At 43.4% G+C, this 13,138-nt stretch carries 13 protein-coding genes and 1 other RNA gene; 4 read left to right on the top strand and 10 right to left on the bottom strand.

Going from position 1 to position 13,138, the window contains the following annotated elements; genetic code table 11:
• Position 1 precedes the first annotated feature (1 nt).
• From mraY to rsmI, 9 genes are all read right to left on the bottom strand, one after another.
• Entirely contained in the window at positions 2–1,084 is a 1,083-nt protein-coding gene (gene mraY, locus C9J51_RS14445) for a phospho-N-acetylmuramoyl-pentapeptide-transferase (protein ID WP_045040533.1), read from the bottom strand.
• Positions 1,084–2,466 carry a UDP-N-acetylmuramoyl-tripeptide--D-alanyl-D-alanine ligase gene (gene murF / locus C9J51_RS14440; RefSeq protein WP_045040532.1) on the bottom strand — a complete coding sequence of 461 codons (1,383 nt, stop codon included), beginning with the start codon at positions 2,464–2,466 and terminating at the stop codon, positions 1,084–1,086. Before murF ends, mraY begins: the two co-directional genes overlap by 1 nt.
• A gap of 9 nt (positions 2,467–2,475) precedes the next feature.
• A complete protein-coding gene (gene murE, locus C9J51_RS14435; protein ID WP_045040531.1) occupies positions 2,476–3,993 on the bottom strand; it encodes a UDP-N-acetylmuramoyl-L-alanyl-D-glutamate--2,6-diaminopimelate ligase in 1,518 nt (505 codons plus the stop codon).
• A gap of 9 nt (positions 3,994–4,002) precedes the next feature.
• The gene (locus tag C9J51_RS14430; RefSeq protein WP_045037328.1) at positions 4,003–5,745 is read right to left on the bottom strand and encodes a penicillin-binding transpeptidase domain-containing protein; all 1,743 of its coding nucleotides are present in this window, start codon (positions 5,743–5,745) and stop codon (positions 4,003–4,005) included.
• Between the two features lie 3 nt (positions 5,746–5,748).
• On the bottom strand, positions 5,749–6,045 hold the full coding sequence (gene ftsL, locus C9J51_RS14425) for a cell division protein FtsL (protein WP_231579404.1): 297 nt from the start codon (positions 6,043–6,045) through the stop codon (positions 5,749–5,751).
• A 17-nt stretch (positions 6,046–6,062) separates the two neighbouring features.
• Positions 6,063–7,010: a 16S rRNA (cytosine(1402)-N(4))-methyltransferase RsmH gene (gene rsmH, locus C9J51_RS14420; protein ID WP_045037326.1), complete on the bottom strand. Its 948-nt coding sequence runs from the start codon at positions 7,008–7,010 to the stop codon at positions 6,063–6,065.
• 14 nt (positions 7,011–7,024) lie between these two features.
• A complete protein-coding gene (gene mraZ, locus C9J51_RS14415; RefSeq protein ID WP_045037325.1) occupies positions 7,025–7,483 on the bottom strand; it encodes a division/cell wall cluster transcriptional repressor MraZ in 459 nt (152 codons plus the stop codon).
• 272 nt (positions 7,484–7,755) lie between these two features.
• Positions 7,756–8,144: RNase P RNA component class A (gene rnpB, locus C9J51_RS14410), an RNA gene on the bottom strand.
• 152 nt (positions 8,145–8,296) lie between these two features.
• Positions 8,297–9,157 (bottom strand): 16S rRNA (cytidine(1402)-2'-O)-methyltransferase, encoded by an 861-nt coding sequence (gene rsmI / locus C9J51_RS14405; RefSeq protein ID WP_045037324.1) that lies wholly within the window; start codon positions 9,155–9,157, stop codon positions 8,297–8,299.
• 103 nt (positions 9,158–9,260) lie between these two features.
• Here rsmI and C9J51_RS14400 point away from each other — a divergent pair, with 103 nt between their 5' ends.
• From C9J51_RS14400 to C9J51_RS14385, 4 genes are read left to right on the top strand one after another with little or no spacing between them, the layout of a single operon-like run.
• The gene (locus C9J51_RS14400) at positions 9,261–11,066 is read left to right on the top strand and encodes a penicillin-binding protein activator (protein ID WP_244907478.1); all 1,806 of its coding nucleotides are present in this window, start codon (positions 9,261–9,263) and stop codon (positions 11,064–11,066) included.
• A complete protein-coding gene (locus tag C9J51_RS14395) occupies positions 11,044–11,418 on the top strand; it encodes a YraN family protein (protein ID WP_373455645.1) in 375 nt (124 codons plus the stop codon). The genes C9J51_RS14400 and C9J51_RS14395 overlap by 23 nt, the downstream gene beginning before the upstream one ends.
• Before the next feature lie 2 nt (positions 11,419–11,420).
• Positions 11,421–12,011 carry a phosphoheptose isomerase gene (locus C9J51_RS14390; protein ID WP_045037322.1) on the top strand — a complete coding sequence of 197 codons (591 nt, stop codon included), beginning with the start codon at positions 11,421–11,423 and terminating at the stop codon, positions 12,009–12,011.
• 3 nt (positions 12,012–12,014) lie between these two features.
• Positions 12,015–12,557, top strand: coding sequence for a BON domain-containing protein (locus tag C9J51_RS14385; protein WP_045037321.1), 543 nt, complete (start codon positions 12,015–12,017; stop codon positions 12,555–12,557).
• 73 nt (positions 12,558–12,630) lie between these two features.
• Here C9J51_RS14385 and sspB read toward each other — a convergent pair whose 3' ends face one another.
• On the bottom strand, positions 12,631–13,137 hold the full coding sequence (gene sspB, locus C9J51_RS14380; RefSeq protein ID WP_045037320.1) for a ClpXP protease specificity-enhancing factor: 507 nt from the start codon (positions 13,135–13,137) through the stop codon (positions 12,631–12,633).
• Between the last annotated feature and the right edge of the window lies 1 nt (position 13,138).

Raw genomic sequence — 13,138 nt, 5'->3', positions numbered from 1 at the left:
GTTAACGCACCTTCAATGTCGCTAATGCAATCAATACCAGCATCAGAGTAATAATCCAAAAACGAACAATAACTCGTGGTTCTGGCCAACCTTTTAATTCGTAGTGGTGGTGAATCGGTGCCATACGGAAAATACGTTGTCCACGCAGTTTAAACGAGCCAACTTGTAAAATTACCGATACCGTTTCCATCACAAACACACCGCCCATGATCACCAATAAAAATTCTTGGCGAACCAAAACAGCGATAGTACCTAATGCACCACCTAATGCTAATGAGCCTACATCGCCCATAAATACTTGGGCTGGATAGGTGTTAAACCATAAGAAGCCTAAACCTGCACCAACGATGGCAGTACATAGAATGACTAACTCACCCGCATTACTTAAATAAGGGATATGTAAGTATTCGGCATAATTGTAGTTACCCGTCGCCCATGCAATAAAGGCAAAACCTGCGGCAACCATCACCGTTGGCATAATCGCTAAACCATCTAAACCATCGGTTAAGTTAACCGCGTTACTGGTACCAACAATCACAAAATAGGTCAGTACAATGTAAGACAAACCAAGTTGTGGCATCACATCTTTAAAGAAAGGCACCACTAATTGTGTCGCGGCGGTGTCTTTACCGTAGGCATACAGCACAAAAGCCACCACAAGTGCGATGGCTGATTGCCAAAAATATTTCCAACGCGCAATTAAGCCATCGGTATTTTTACGCACAACTTTACGGTAGTCATCGACAAAACCAATCACACCATAACCTAGCATCACAGCCAACACTGCCCATACATAAGGGTTGCTAAGATCACACCACAATAATACGGTTAACGTGATCGCGGCTAAAATCATTAGCCCGCCCATGGTTGGCGTACCACGTTTACTAAAGTGTGATTCGGGGCCATCGTTACGTACAATTTGACCGATTTGCAGCATCTGCAAACGCGCGATCATGCGCGGGCCTAACCATAATGAAAACAGTAACGCTGTTAAAATACTCATGATGGCGCGGAACGTCAGGTATTCAAACAGACGAAAAAAGGGGATTGAGGACTGAAAGTGGTCAGCTAACCAGTAAATCATTATTTATCTTCCTGCAGTGCAATAATAACATCTTCCATACGTGAGCTACGCGCGCCTTTAGCAAGCACAGTCACTTGAGGAGTATTAGATTGGCTAAATTGTTGATGTAATTGTTGTTTAAGTTCATCGATCAGCGCAGTTTTATCACTAAAATGCAGACCGTTATTCAGTTCACTGACCACAGCACTGGCACGACCAAACGTCATCACACCATCAAACTGTTTATCACGTGCATATTCACCGACTTCACGGTGTAAGCTTCCGCTTTCTTCGCCCAGTTCAGCCATGTCACCTAAAATAAAGTAACGCTTTCCACTGAGGCTATGCAGTACATCAATTGCCGCTTTCACAGAAGCAACACTGGCATTATAAGTGTCATCAATTAACCGTAATCCAGACGGAAGCATCGTGATCGCTAACCGACCTTTTACATTAACAACATGCTCTAACCCTTGTTTCACTTCCGCAAGAGTTGCACCCAACGCCATGGTTAATGCTGCTGCTGCCAGTGCATTACTCACATTGTGAGTACCCGCTAACGTTAAACTAATATCAATCGCGCCCATCGGGGTTTGCATTGTAAAACACGCTAGCCCTTGAGCGTTGACTTTTATATCAGCCGCAAAATAATCAGCATTTTGTTGTGTCGTAGAAAAGTGACTCACCGTGTGCTGCGCGAGCAATGGCTGCCACGTTGCAAGCTGGTTAGAATCAAGGTTAATCACCGCCTGCCCTTGCGCTGCCAGTCCTTCAAAAATCTCACCTTTGGCTTTAGCAACACCGTCTAATGAACCGAAACCTTCAAGATGCGCTGCCGCAAGGTTATTGATTAATGCCACATCGGGTTTAACTAAAGCGGTGGTGTAAGCAATTTCACCTAAGTGATTAGCGCCAAGTTCAATCACTGCATAATCATCGGCAGCGGTTAAACGCAATAATGTTAACGGCACACCAATATCATTATTAAAATTACCTGCGGTGGCTAATACTTGGCCTTTAGTGGCTAAAATTGCCGCCGCCATTTCTTTAACGGTGGTTTTGCCACAACTGCCTGTCAATGCTAATGTTTTTAGACCATGTTCAGCGGTCATTTTAGCTTTTAGCCATGCACCTAATTGTCCCAATGCTTGATGGGTATCAGCAACAACCAGTTGTGGAATATCAACAGCTAACGGTTTACTAACCAATAATGCTTTCGCCCCATTCTCAACGGCATTTTGACAAAAATCATGAGCATCAAAACGCTCGCCAATTAAGGCAATAAAAAGGGTGTTATTATCAATGGTACGTGTATCGGTTGATACCGCAGCTATCTCAGTATCCATACCAATGAGTTCGGCATTTAATACTGACTGTAGATGACTTAGTTGAACCTTTATCATGCCTGTTCTCTAAACTCTAAATAATGCGGCCACGGTTTCGCGGTCTGAATAGTGGATCGTACGATCAGCTAAAATTTGGTAATCTTCATGGCCTTTTCCAGCCACTAAAATAATATCATTTGATGCTGCCTGCATAATCGCATAAGCACATGCTTGAGCGCGATCATGAATCACAGTCGCTGCCGTTGCGGCAGTTAATCCCGCTTGCATATCTAACATGATTTGCTGTGGATCTTCACTTCGCGGATTATCATCGACTAAAATAATATGATCCGCATATTGCTCTGCAATCGCAGCCATCATCGGGCGTTTACCCGTATCACGATCACCACCACAACCAAATAGGCACCACAATTTTCCTTCACAATGAACACGTAAGGCTTGCAGGGCTTTTTCTAGCGCGTCAGGCGTATGAGCATAATCAACCACCATCATCGCTTTGTCGTTAAGCGGTGACTGAAACACTTCCATTCGTCCAATAACCGCTTGTAAACGTGGGGCTACCGCTAATAACTCAACTAATGAATGGCCACTGACTAACAATGTCGCTAATGCCAATAATAAATTGGTCGCATTAAATGAACCGACTAATGGCGCGGTAAACGTACCGCCACCCCAGCTCGACTCAAAACTAATGGTGACACCTTGGGTGCTAAAATCGACCGCTGTTGCCCATAGTTTTGATCCTGAGAATGTCGCAACAGCATCGGCGCTCATTGCGACAGCAACCGCTTGAGGTAAATCAGCTAACCATTGCTGACCGACGATATCATCGGCATTAATGACCGCAACACCGCTATTATGTTCAGTAAATAAACTTTTTTTCGCTGCGGCGTAATGTGCCATATCACCATGATAATCAAGATGATCTCGGCTAAGATTAGTAAAGATACTCGCGACAAAATGTAACGCGCTAACCCGTCCTTGTACTAACCCATGCGACGACACTTCCATTGCCGCAAAATTAGCGCCTTGTGCAACCAATTCAGCTAAAGTCTGCTGGATCTCAATCGCACTACCCGTGGTATTGGCGGCTGGACGTAGATCCGTTAACAGACCATTACCCGTCGTACCCATCACACCAGCACGATAACCGACTAAATCAGCCCACTGTGCCAATAATTGGCTAATGGTGGTTTTGCCATTGGTCCCCGTGACGGCATACAATTTAAGCTTGCTATCAGGTTCAGCATAAAAGCGCCCAGCAATAGCGGATAACTTATGCCCGAGATTGTGCAAATAGATAATAATGATCCCATTGTTAAATAGGATCTTACCGTCAGTGGCAACATCATCGGCTTCTGCAATAATCGCGCTCGCACCAGCAGCAATAGCATTATCAATAAAACGACGTCCATCTACGGTATGACCATTAACCGCAGCAAATAAACAGCCAGTGGTTACTTGGCGGCTATCTAATGTCATTGCGGTTAACGCCAACTGTAAATATTCAGTTGGTACCTTTGCGGCTGTTAACCAAGGCGCTAACACAGCGCCTAATTGTACTTCCTGTTTAACCAATGCCATGAATCACACTCATTTATCTATTTTTAGCGTATCTGCATCTGGCGGCACGTTTAAGATCTGTAATGCGCCACCAAGTACTTTTGATAAAATTGGCGCAGCAACTGCACCGCCGTAAAATTTATCGCCTTTAGGTTCGTTCACCATCACCACAATCGCTAACCGAGGATGACTAATGGGTGCTACACCGACGGTATAAGAGAAGTAGTCATTACCATAACCACCAGCAATTGCTTTTTTCGCGGTACCGGTTTTAACACCCACACGGTAACCAGGAATAGCAGCACGCCAACCACCACCACCGCCCGCTTTATCGGTAACAGATTCAATCATCAACAGAATTTTTTTAGCCACTTTAGGATCAAGCACTTGCTCACCCGGTACGACTTTTTCTGTTTTTAAAATTGATAGTGGACGTTTAATGCCATACGCACCTAAGGTGGTGTAAGCATGCAACAATTGGATTGGCGTTAATGAAATACCATAACCATACGCTAAAGTAGCGCGACCAATGTCAGACCAACGATAGCGATTCGGGAAGTGACCCGTTGTTTCACCAATCAAGTTGATCCCTGATGGTTCATCAAAACCGACTTTACGGTACGTATCTAAAATATCTTCTACAGGCATCGCTAACGAGAGTTTACTCACACCGATGTTGCTCGATTTTTGTAAAATACGTTGTACGGTCGCTAGAGGTTCAATGCGTGATACGTCAGAGATAACCTTACTACCAACACGGAAACGCTTACTTTGCGGAATATTAATCAAAGTATGTTCGTTAACAACCCCAGTCTTAAGCGCGGTATAAACCACAAAAGGTTTCACCGTTGAGCCAGGTTCAAAGGTATCGGTAATAACTCGGTTACGCATTTTATACGGCTGACGATCATTGCGATCATTGGGGTTAAATGATGGTGCATTAACCATCGCTAGAATTTCACCAGTACGCACGTCTGAAATGGCAATACTGACCGAGGTCGCTGGAATATCCATCACCCCTTCTTTAGCGGCACGGTAAGCAATCGCTTGAATGCGCTGATCAATACTCAGTTCTAACGGTTTACCCGGTTGACGACTTTTCTGGGATATATTTTCAACAACACGACCATAACGATCTTTACGTACCGTGCGTCGACCCGGCTCACCGGTTAACCAACCATCATAGGTTTTTTCGATACCATCAAGTCCATGACCATCAATACCTGTAAAACCAATTAATTGCGCACTCACTTCACCCGATGGATAAAAACGACGTGATTCCGCTTTTAAACCAATACCGGGTAATTTAAGTTTTTTAACGTAATTCGCCATGGGAGGGCTAACTTGGCGAGCAAGATAAATAAAACGACGGGTCTTATTTTTTTCTAAACGGTGGAGTAATTTTGCGCGGTCAAGATCGAGGACATCTGCAAGTGCATTCCAGCGGTTAGTTTCACTTAAACCACCGTGTTTAAATATTTCGACGGGATTGGCAAATACGGCTTGTACCGGCACACTAACGGCAAGTTGCTCACCGTTCCGATCGGATATAATACCGCGTGCGGAGGGCATTAGCTGTACGCGTAACGAACGAGCATCACCCTCTTGAATAAGACGGCCAGGTTCAAGTACTTGAATATAAGCTGCTCGAGCAATTAAGCCAAAGAAACCTAATAAAATAAAACCACAGACGATGACAAAACGCCATTTTAGAAATGGCGTGCTCTTAGGACTAACCTGAGTCTTTTTATTTAAGCGGTTAAATAATTTCATCTTTTAATGTATAACAATTTCATTATCAACTGATGGACGTTGCATTTTGAGCTCAGTTTCAGCTAATCGTTCAATCCGGCTGTGCTCTGCAAGTGAATTTTCTTCAAGTATTTGATTTCGCCATTCGACATCATAGGTTTCACGTTGCATTAATAGCTTTTCTTGCTTAGCAATTAATTGACGAGACTCATGAGTAACATAAACAACAGACAAGGCAGAAATGAGGATAGTGAAGGCTAGAATCAGCGGCACCAACCCGACCGTGACGAGGTCTCGTCCGATCAGGCTAGCCAGATTCATTGAAGATTCTGTTGTTTTCATAGACGCTCGGCCAAACGTAGCACTGAACTACGAGCGCGAGTGTTATAACCTAGTTCATTTTGTGATGGTTTAATTGCTTTGCCGATAGGTTTCATATCAGCACTGCCTAACGCTTTAATTTGATCTTCGGTCAATGGTAAGCCAGCAGGTACATCAGGCCCTTTACTTTGCTTACGAATAAAGCGTTTTACCATGCGATCTTCCAGTGAATGGAAACTGATCACAGATAATCGACCACCTGATGCAAGGGTATTCATTGCGCCATGCAAAGCCGTATCAATTTCTTCTAATTCACTGTTGATGTAAATTCGAATCGCTTGGAAACTACGGGTTGCTGGGTGTTTATGTTTATCTCTAAACGGTGATACTTCAGCAATCAAGCTCGCTAATTCACGCGTACGTGTTAATGGCTCTTTATCAGCATTTTCACGGTGATCAACAATACCGCGAGCAATACGTTTAGCGAAACGCTCTTCACCAAACTCTTTTAATACCCAAGCAATATCATCAGCATCCGCTTCAGCTAGCCATTCTGCGGCAGACATACCTGAAGTAGGATCCATACGCATATCAAGTGGGCCGTCACGCATGAAACTAAAACCGCGTTCCGCATCATCAAGTTGTGGTGACGAAACACCTAAATCAAGTAATACACCGTCAACACGACCAATCAGATCACGTTCTTGCATGTATTTTTCCATGCCCGAAAATGGACCATGGATAATTTCAAAACGTGGATCATCAATTTTTTGCGCTTCTGCAATGGCTTGAGGATCGCGATCGATACCATAAAGGCGACCGTTGTCACCTAATTTAGAAAGAATTAAACGGCTGTGACCGCCACGACCGAAAGTACCATCGATATAGATACCGTCGGGTTTAATTGCTAATCCGTCTACTGATTCATTAAGTAAAACGGAAACGTGCTCAAATTGCTCAGACATAAATATAATTTCAGCTAAAGTGAAAGCTCACTAAGGCGCGGGGAACATTCCGGCGCATCCTCAGCCTGAAGGTCGATATCATGTTCAATTTGCTGTTGCCATAAAGGCGCGGACCAGATTTCAAATTTATTTAACTGGCCGACGACCACTATTTTATTCGCTAATTGAGCATATTGTCTTAACGTCGGTGGAAGTAATATCCGTCCCTGCGCATCCAGTTCACATTCGCTAGCATGACCAAGCAACAATCGTTGTAATCGGCGTTCTGCGGGGTGAAGGCTAGATAGACGTACTAATTTAGCTTCAATTCGTTCCCATTCATCGATGGGATATAGCAACAAGCAACAAAACTGGTGATCGATAGTACATACAAAGTGTCCCTGACATTGTTCAATTAATGCAGCACGGTAACGCTTAGGCATTGCCCAGCGACCTTTATCATCAATAACAATGTTAGTGGCACCTCTTAACATTTGGGGATCTCGGTTAAATTACACGATAAAAAGAGTACGTTAAATACTCACTCTAGCAGCATAACAACAAAGATAATAAGACAACACCACTTTTCCCCACAAATTCCCACCACAAAGTGTACGTATGAGACAAAAACGATGTCAAGCAATTAGCAGTAATTCAGACACACTTCTAACAGTGGCCGAATAAACCTGATTGCGAAATGTAATTTTGGCGGAAAATAAAACGAAAAAAAGGTGGTGCTTGTAATCAAACACCACCTTCTCTAAATGTAGGGAGTCGGTCGATAAGCCGGGTTTTGTTCCGCTTTCGCGGCGGCAATCATTCGTCTAGGTCTGCAATCGCTCACAGACTCAAGCAACCTACCCGTCCCCAACGCGGGCCGCGCCATTAGGGACCTATTTGGTCTTGCTCCGGGTGGAGTTTACCCTGCCACAAACTATTACTAGCCGCGCGGTGCGCTCTTACCGCACCCTTTCACCCTTACCTGTGCACCATTGCAAGCAATGGGCCATCGGCGGTTTGCTCTCTGCTGCACTTGTCGTGGGCTCGCGCCCCCCAGACGTTATCTGGCACCCTGCCCTGTGGAGCCCGGACTTTCCTCCCCTCCATTGATTTCCCGAAAGTTATCAACGAAGCGGCGATTACCTGACCAACTCCGCGGCGAATTGTATAAGACAACGCTCACAGTTACCAGTGAAAATATCACCAAAATTACAGCTTGAACAAAAAACCAACGGCTCAATTTTAATTTGTTGATTAAATCCACGCTCTTGGTACTGCAAGCAAATCTAAACAATCACCGATAATGCTTATTCTAGATTTTCAAGGCCCCACTTATACAATGCATTTTTCTTCGCCCCATGAATCTCAGCAGTTAATGCTGCTGCTTTTTTAAGCGGTAATTCTGCCGCAAGCAATGTTAGTGTACGTAGAACCTCAACTGACAATTCGTCTTTCTGAGCACGGTGTCCTGCAACAAGGACTACCATCTCACCACGAACACGATTACTGTCTTCTGCAATCCAATCAATCAACTCGCCAAGAGGGGCGCTATGGATAGTTTCATAAGTTTTTGTTAACTCACGCGCTAATACTACTTGGCGATCAGGGCCAAGCACAGCTAACATATCACTTAGGGAATCATTAATACGATGTGGCGATTCATAAAAAATCAATGTTCGCGCATCGTCAGCTAATGCTTGAAAACAATCGCGGCGGCCTTTACTTTTTGGAGGAAGAAAACCTTCAAAGCTAAAACGGTCAGAAGGTAAACCAGAACCGCTCAAGGCTGTAATTACAGCACATGGGCCAGGTAATGGCACAACTTTAACACCCGCATGACGACAGCGATTAACAAGATGATACCCTGGATCACTGATCAGCGGCGTACCAGCATCAGACACAAGCGCAATGCTAGTACCAGCCTGAAGTTTCTCAATCAAAAAGTCAGCTTTTTGCTGCTCATTATGATCGTGAAACGCAAAGGTGCGGGTCGAGATAGAGAAATGGGACAACAATCGCGATGTATGACGTGTATCTTCAGCAGCAATTAAATCTACGTTTGCTAATACGTCTAATGCGCGCTGCGTTATATCAGCAAGATTGCCAATAGGTGTCGGTACGATGTACAAAGTTGCGACATCTACCATGCTTGAATTGCTCTCACTCATTTGTCTAAGATCTCATCTGCAATTAATATCAAGAGTAATTTGTCACAGTTGAATAAATTCAATGCCCAATTTTACCCATAAGCGTAAAAGTGTATCACGACTGATGGCGCCTGTAGCCCTTGCTGTTGCTTTAGCAGGGTGTAGCACGCCAAACCTGTACAACAATCAGGTGCCATTAACGGATATCACTGCGGTAGCCGCTCAAAGCTCAACCGCCTATTTAAGTAAAGCCAATACCAGTGATGGCGCAGAGCGCACTAACTGGGAGATCATGGCTGTTAAAGCAATGATCCTCGAAAATAAATGGCAACAAGCCGATCAATGGATTGCTAAATTATCACAGCAATCTATGAGCCCAACTCAAATCGCGGAATGGCAACTCGCGCGTGCAATGGTACGTGAGCATCAAGGTCAACCACAAGCGGCACTTAACAGTTTAAACTTTCAGCCATCGTGGTCACTAACAAAAAGCCAATATCAACGTTATTACACGTTACGCGCTAACCTATTGGAACAATTGAATCATCAGTTCCAAGCAGCACGTGAACGTACTAAGCTTGATTTCTATTTAGATCACAGCCAAAAAGCGGCTAACTGGCAGCAAGTTTGGCATGATCTATCGGGTTATACTAACGCTCAATTAGGCAGTGTTAAGCTGACTGATAACGACAGTGTACTCAAAGGTTGGGTTGAACTCGCAATGTTGAAAAACAGTGCGACGTTACCAGCAATGCAACTTAAACAAGCGATTGAACAATGGCTGTCTCGTCATCCAAACCATCCTGCAAATCAATATTTACCGGCTGATTTAAAAGCGTTAATCGAAATGAAAGCCGTTAAGCTTGATAATATTGCCTTATTATTGCCTTTATCAGGTCGTTTTGCTGCACAAGGCAAAGCGGTTCGTGATGGTTTCATTAATGCAATGATGGATGATAAAGGTCGCGATACTGATAATGAGCTCAATATTTATGATACTGAAGCTCAATCAATACCAACGATCATGGCACAGCTACAACAAAACGGTACTCAGTTTGTTGTTGGTCCATTACGTAAAAACGTTATTACTGAATTTCAGCAAGACAATACCAGCCATATCAATATGCTGGCGTTAAATATGCCGCCACAAATCAGTAATAATAAACCTAATGCTTGTTATTTTGCGTTATCACCAGAACAAGAAGCCCAACAAGCGGCTGAACGTATTTATGCTCAAGGTCACCGTAACCCTGTCATATTAGTACCTTCAAATAGTTTTGGTCAACGCGTTGCACAGGCATTTAGCCAGCAATGGGCGCAACTTGATGGTCAACCAGCGCTAACCGTTAGCTTTGGTAATCAAGCGCAAATACCGCAACAAATAAGAAGTGCTTTTGGCCATGGTGCCAGTAGTCATGCTGATGCGATTTATATGGTCGCAAGTCGTAATGAATTAATGCTACTTAAACCTTTCATTGAGGCGGCAATGCCACCAACGGGTGATCCTGCACAAATCTATGCAAGTTCACGCAGTAACCCTGATAGCCATAACACTAATCGTGAGTTACGTGGTATCGAATTGAGCGATATTCCATTACTGATTAACCCGCAATCCGCTTATATGGAGCGCTTTAATCAATTATGGCCAAACCAAGGTAACACCAGTATCCGTTTACATGCCTTTGGTATGGATGCTTACCTTATCGCCAAGCAACTACCTGAAATGCGTGCTAATAACCATTACAGTGTTGGTGGTGAAACCGGTCAACTTACCGTAAATAACCAATGTGTTATTCAACGACAAATGGATTGGGGGAAATTTAGTAGTCATGGCATAGTCTCGCTATCTACGACACATATCCCAACCGCAACCATTCCAGATGCTACCAACAATATTGATCTTATTAGTGGTGATACGCCTGCCCAATAAGCGTCAGATTGGCCAAGCCTATGAACAGATGGCGGAACAGTATTTGTGCCGCCATCATCTGATCCCTATTACTCGAAATTTTAGCTGCCGTAGTGGTGAGATTGATTTAATCATGCAACAAGGTAAATGTTTGGTATTTATTGAAGTAAAATACCGAACGCAATCTCATTATGGTTCTGCAGTTGAAGCCGTTAATTGGCAAAAACAACAAAAACTCAAGCGAGCTGCTTTTTTTTGGATGCACAAAAATGGCTACTCTATTGAGCATTGTCAATTTCGTTTTGATGTCATTGCCATCCAAGGTCACCACCACCATATTGAGTGGTTTACTAACATATTAGTTGAAGGTTAGTCATGCTAGATAGCATTCGAGAAAGTTTTACCGAAAGTATTCAAACCCAAATTGCGGCTGCGGAAGCACTACCTGACGCAATTTCAAAAGCTGCTCAAGTGATGGTACAAAGCTTATTAAATGGTAATAAGATTTTAAGTTGTGGCAATGGCGGATCAGCAGCTAATGCTCAACAACTCGCATCATGCTTAATCAACCGTTTTGAAATTGAACGCCCAAGTCTACCCGCTCTGGCATTAACAGCTAACAGCACCGTTTTAACCGCTATTGCTAACGATTATCACCATGATGAAGTGTTTTCAAAACAAGTGCGCGCTTTAGGTCAAGCTGGCGATATTTTAGTGGTGTTATCAACCAGTGGTAACAGCAAAAATATCATTAAAGCAATGGAAGCGGCATTAACACGAGATATGAATATCATCGCCTTAACAGGTAAAGATGGCGGCGAAATGGCAGGATTATTAGGTGTGCAAGATGTTGAAATACGGATTCCGTCGCAACGCACGGTTCGAATTCAAGAAGGCCACTTATTAACAATACATTGCTTATGCGATTTAATTGATCAAGTTTTATTTCCACACAACGAAGGCTAATCGATGAAGTGGTTATTGATATTACTCGTTATATCAAGCCTATCATTATCTGGATGTTCGGTGTTTTCAACCAAAGATCCTCGCGATAATGCTCAACATTGGCAAGATCAAAAAATAGAAATGGATATTGCGGGAATAGCCCACACTCGCGAATATACTAAACGACTCAGTATGGATAGCATCGCGCTAGATGGGACGGTATTGTTGGTTGGTCAAGCCACGTCACAGCCCGTAAAGCAGGCATTTGTTAGTCAAGTACGTCATGTCACGGATGTTAATCGTGTTTATGATCAAATCCAAGTGCGTCCTTTGTTATCAATGGCAAATATTAGTGAAGATGCATGGCTAACAACCAAGGTAAAATCACAACTGATTGCTAGCAAACAACTCACCAAGGTGGTTATTAAAGTGATCACTGAAAATAAACGAGTATTTTTATTAGGCTATGTTGCACCAGAGCAAGCAACAATAGCGGCAAATATTGCGCGTAATGTTTCAGGTGTTGAACATGTAATTACCCTGTTTGAAAAGCCTCTGACTTTCTAATCAGGATCTTCATTTTGCAGTGATAAAAAAACGCAGCCAATGGCTGCGTTTTTATTTTAGCTAATTGCCAATGTTATTTGACAACGCGTAAGCTTGGACGACCACGAGGACGTGGTGGCTCATCATTAGGTTCATCACTTTCAGTTGCTTCAGTAACAACAGCAAATGGTGAAACACTAGGAGCGACAACATTATCGGAATGCTCGTCTTCTAACGCATGCTCATCATCATAGATAGCAGAATCAGTATCATATGCAGCTTCAGGCTCGAACATCGTTCCTGCACCGTTTTCACGGGCATAAATAGCTAAAACAGCATACATTGGTACGATAACTGAATGTGGACGACCACTAAAACGCGCACTAAAGCTTACCGCTTCATTACTGAGTTCTAAGTTACCCACAGCCATAGGTGCAATGTTAAGGATGATTTGACCATCACTAACAAATTCCATTGGCACCTTTACACCAGGTAAAGTCGCATCAACGACTAAATGAGGTGTAAGGTCGTTATCAACCAACCAATCATAAAACGCGCGCAACAAATAAGGGCGACGCGGCGTCATATTTTCCATATCCATA

The organism is Photobacterium iliopiscarium (assembly GCF_003026395.1).
Lineage (GTDB): Bacteria > Pseudomonadota > Gammaproteobacteria > Enterobacterales > Vibrionaceae > Photobacterium > Photobacterium iliopiscarium.
Note: the sequence above shows the minus strand (reverse complement) of the source record. Positions and strands in the feature narration are given on the sequence as shown.

Coding starts and splice junctions, on each gene's coding strand:
- C9J51_RS14430 (WP_045037328.1), bottom strand. CDS start 5,745: ATGAAATTATTTAACCGCTTAAATAAAAAGACTCAGGTTAGTCCTAAG.
- mraY (WP_045040533.1), bottom strand. CDS start 1,084: ATGATTTACTGGTTAGCTGACCACTTTCAGTCCTCAATCCCCTTTTTT.
- C9J51_RS14400 (WP_244907478.1), top strand. CDS start 9,261: ATGGCGCCTGTAGCCCTTGCTGTTGCTTTAGCAGGGTGTAGCACGCCA.
- C9J51_RS14385 (WP_045037321.1), top strand. CDS start 12,015: ATGAAGTGGTTATTGATATTACTCGTTATATCAAGCCTATCATTATCT.
- rsmH (WP_045037326.1), bottom strand. CDS start 7,010: ATGTCTGAGCAATTTGAGCACGTTTCCGTTTTACTTAATGAATCAGTA.
- murF (WP_045040532.1), bottom strand. CDS start 2,466: ATGATAAAGGTTCAACTAAGTCATCTACAGTCAGTATTAAATGCCGAA.
- C9J51_RS14390 (WP_045037322.1), top strand. CDS start 11,421: ATGCTAGATAGCATTCGAGAAAGTTTTACCGAAAGTATTCAAACCCAA.
- sspB (WP_045037320.1), bottom strand. CDS start 13,137: ATGGATATGGAAAATATGACGCCGCGTCGCCCTTATTTGTTGCGCGCG.
- ftsL (WP_231579404.1), bottom strand. CDS start 6,045: ATGAATCTGGCTAGCCTGATCGGACGAGACCTCGTCACGGTCGGGTTG.
- murE (WP_045040531.1), bottom strand. CDS start 3,993: ATGGCATTGGTTAAACAGGAAGTACAATTAGGCGCTGTGTTAGCGCCT.
- rsmI (WP_045037324.1), bottom strand. CDS start 9,157: ATGAGTGAGAGCAATTCAAGCATGGTAGATGTCGCAACTTTGTACATC.
- mraZ (WP_045037325.1), bottom strand. CDS start 7,483: ATGTTAAGAGGTGCCACTAACATTGTTATTGATGATAAAGGTCGCTGG.